Annotated in this window: 3 protein-coding genes; 1 reads left to right on the top strand and 2 read right to left on the bottom strand. The window is 44.3% G+C overall.

Annotated elements, in window-relative coordinates:
• Nucleotides 1-264, top strand: a 264-nt coding sequence (locus tag IQ229_RS22445; protein ID WP_194047534.1) for a 7-cyano-7-deazaguanine synthase, incomplete at its 5' end; no start/stop codon positions are given.
• A gap of 77 nt (nt 265-341) precedes the next feature.
• Here IQ229_RS22445 and IQ229_RS22440 read toward each other — a convergent pair.
• Together IQ229_RS22440 and IQ229_RS22435 are read right to left on the bottom strand one after the other, a co-directional pair.
• Entirely contained in the window at nt 342-1,763 is a 1,422-nt protein-coding gene (locus IQ229_RS22440; RefSeq protein WP_194047532.1) for a hemolysin family protein, read from the bottom strand.
• Between the two features lie 237 nt (nt 1,764-2,000).
• On the bottom strand, nt 2,001-2,702 hold the full coding sequence (locus IQ229_RS22435; protein WP_194047530.1) for a hypothetical protein: 702 nt from the start codon (nt 2,700-2,702) through the stop codon (nt 2,001-2,003).
• Nucleotides 2,703-2,811 lie beyond the last annotated feature (109 nt).

The raw sequence follows: 2,811 nt of genomic DNA, 5'->3' as shown, positions 1-2,811 counted from the left end.
GACTATATCCAAGCAATGCAAGAAGTTTTTCGCCTGGGAACCAAACAAGGGCGTGAGGGACAACCAATTAAGATTGTTGCACCCCTAATCAACCTGAAAAAAACCGAAATCATCCAACTGGGGAACCAATTGGGAGTTCCTTGGGAACTAACTTGGTCTTGCTATGCCGGTGGAGATGTCGCCTGCGGTGTATGTGATTCTTGTCGCTTACGGTTAGCAGCTTTTGCCGAATTGGGACTTGTCGATCCATTGACCTATGCATAGTAGAGGCATTGGAAAATTCAATTTTAGATTTTGGATTAAATTTCAATCTAAAATCCAAATTCTAAAATCTAAAATTCTTACTCCTCTGCTCCTCTGCTCCTCTGCTCCTCTGCTCTCCCCTCTTCCTCTAACCGTCGCAGTTGAATTTGATGCAGGCGTGGGCCAACAATCGATACCACGGTGAATTCGAGATTTTGATAACAAAATATTTCGCCAATGGCCGGAATTTTCTGTAACTCATACAGCAAAAAGCCCCCTAGTGTTTGATATTCTCTGGTCAGGGGCAAATTGAGGTGCAAAACTTCGTTGAGGTCTTCAAGGTTGATTTGTGCTTGCACCAAAAATTTTTGCTCACCTAACATCTGAATCAGTAAGTCTTCACTGCTTTCAAGGTCGCTGGGGTCGCCAATAATTTCGGCAATGACATCTTTGATTGTCACTAGTCCCACAGTACCGCCAAATTCATTCACTACCATGACCATAGCAGGTTTCTCTTGCTGCATCATGGGCAAAAGTTCACTCAAGGGCGTGTGTTCTGGAACAAACCGAGCGGGACGCATCCAAGGTTGGATCTGTGTATCTAAACTGAGGTTGCCGACTGCCAAAGGTTGTGCCAAATCTTTAAAATAAACAATACCGCGAACATCGTCTAAAGATTCACCAATCACAGGATAGCGAGAGTAACCAGTAGAAGCCATTTCCTTGAGTAATGTCTGGAAAGTAGCATCTTTTGGCAGTGTGATAATACTGGTGCGCGGGATCATCACATCTTGCGCCATGACATCCCCAAACTCGAAGACATTATTGAGCAATTCTCGCTCCGCACGCTGTAACCCAGTAGATCCCCATTCTGTAGAGATGATCAGTTGCAATTCTTCGGGAGTTACAGGTGGTCGCCAGCCTTGACCTGTGTATTGGATGCCAAAAATCCGTAATAAAAAACGAGTTGATTGGTTAAGAATCCAGATGAAGGGGCCGAAAAAACGCACGATCGCTTTTACCGGAGGCCCCAAAAACCTTGCTAGCTGTTCTGAGTACAGCATGGCTAAGGATTTGGGGCATAATTCTCCGATCACAATCTGCAAATAGGCAATCAAGAAAAAGGCGATAGGAATTGATAGGGAATGGGCGAGGAAGGTAGTCATCCCACTGGGTAAAGGCCAGGATCTTAACCAGGCATTCACCAGTACAACAATCGTACTTTCGCCAATCCATCCCAGTGCCAAACTAGAGAGGGTAATGCCTAACTGGGTGGTAGATAGCAGTCGGTCAATACTGCGTTGTAACATTTCTACAGCGATCGCTGGAATATCCCCAGCCTTAACTAGCTGGTGAATACGCGATCGCCGCACGCTCACCATCGAAAATTCCGCCGTCACAAAAAAGGCATTTATGGCAATCAGTAGTAGCACTGATAACAACCGCAGCGCCACTTCTATCAAACTTAAATTAGGAAAACCACTCACCGCCAAAGCTCGTGTAAAACTCACGCCCTCCATTTAGGGGGAATAGGGAATAGGGAATAGGTTACAGGTTACAGATTATTCCCTATCACCTGTCACCCTGGTAAAAGAGCTAGGGAATAGGTTACAGGTTACAGATTATTCCCTATCACCTGTCACCCTGGTAAAAGAGCCAAGAATCAGAGCCTAGCTCAAACGGTTACAGGGTAAAGATTATTCCCTATCACCTGTCACCTATCACCTCTCCCCTAATCCCAATGCCCAATGCCCTTTCTACCTTTCTACAGGAATATTCGATGCCTCTAGCTTCAATTGTTGAGCGGGATAATCAGTGAGAGCAAGTGATATTTTCTTGACATCATCAAGTAAAGCTGTAGGAATGCTCACTGTACCTGAAAATGCTGGCCCATTTACAGGCAATTCTGTTGGCAAACCCTCCGTACTTGCACTCAGGGTTCGTCCTTTGTCATCGGTAACATCTAAAAAACTATACAAAAAACGCACAGAATCCTTACCTTTGTTCTGCATTTTCACTTTCAGTAGTAAATCACCACCAGAGTAGCGAGCAGATTGCACAGTCATTGTTACACCCTGACTTTGGGCAGTAACTGGAAAACCTGGTAGGGGCTTTTCTTCAACTACTTCTGGGGGTTTTTCCTCTGGCTTCTGCTTGCTGCTATTGGTTTCTTCATCATCTTCTTCGGGCTTTTCCGATTTAGCGGCTTTGGTCTTACCCTCAATTCGCGCCTTGACTATTTTCAGAATTTCTTCCTCTTTTAATAGCACTAGCCCTCCCTGTTGAGAGTTATTTGCCTTATTGCTGGCAAATTTGGTTGTGGGACGCCCATCTGGTGTGCTAACGCCTTTAAGTGCTGAACTCCCCAGGTCAAAGCCCAAAAACGCGCTTACAGAACCTGCTCCCATCATCAGAATTAACAAAATCAAAGTAAGAAGTACAGTAGAATTTATTTTCATCGCTGACAAGCTATCACAATAGAATGCTGGTCTATTTAAGAATAGTGAAGCTTTTGACCTCAATCCTTAAAGGAACTTAATCAATATTAGTTTGCACTATATCTATGAT

The organism is Nostoc cf. edaphicum LEGE 07299 (genome assembly GCF_015207245.1).
Lineage (GTDB): Bacteria > Cyanobacteriota > Cyanobacteriia > Cyanobacteriales > Nostocaceae > Nostoc > Nostoc edaphicum_B.
This window is presented reverse-complemented; position numbering and strand designations above follow the sequence as displayed.

Coding starts and splice junctions, on each gene's coding strand:
- IQ229_RS22435 (WP_194047530.1), bottom strand. CDS start 2,702: ATGAAAATAAATTCTACTGTACTTCTTACTTTGATTTTGTTAATTCTG.
- IQ229_RS22440 (WP_194047532.1), bottom strand. CDS start 1,763: ATGGAGGGCGTGAGTTTTACACGAGCTTTGGCGGTGAGTGGTTTTCCT.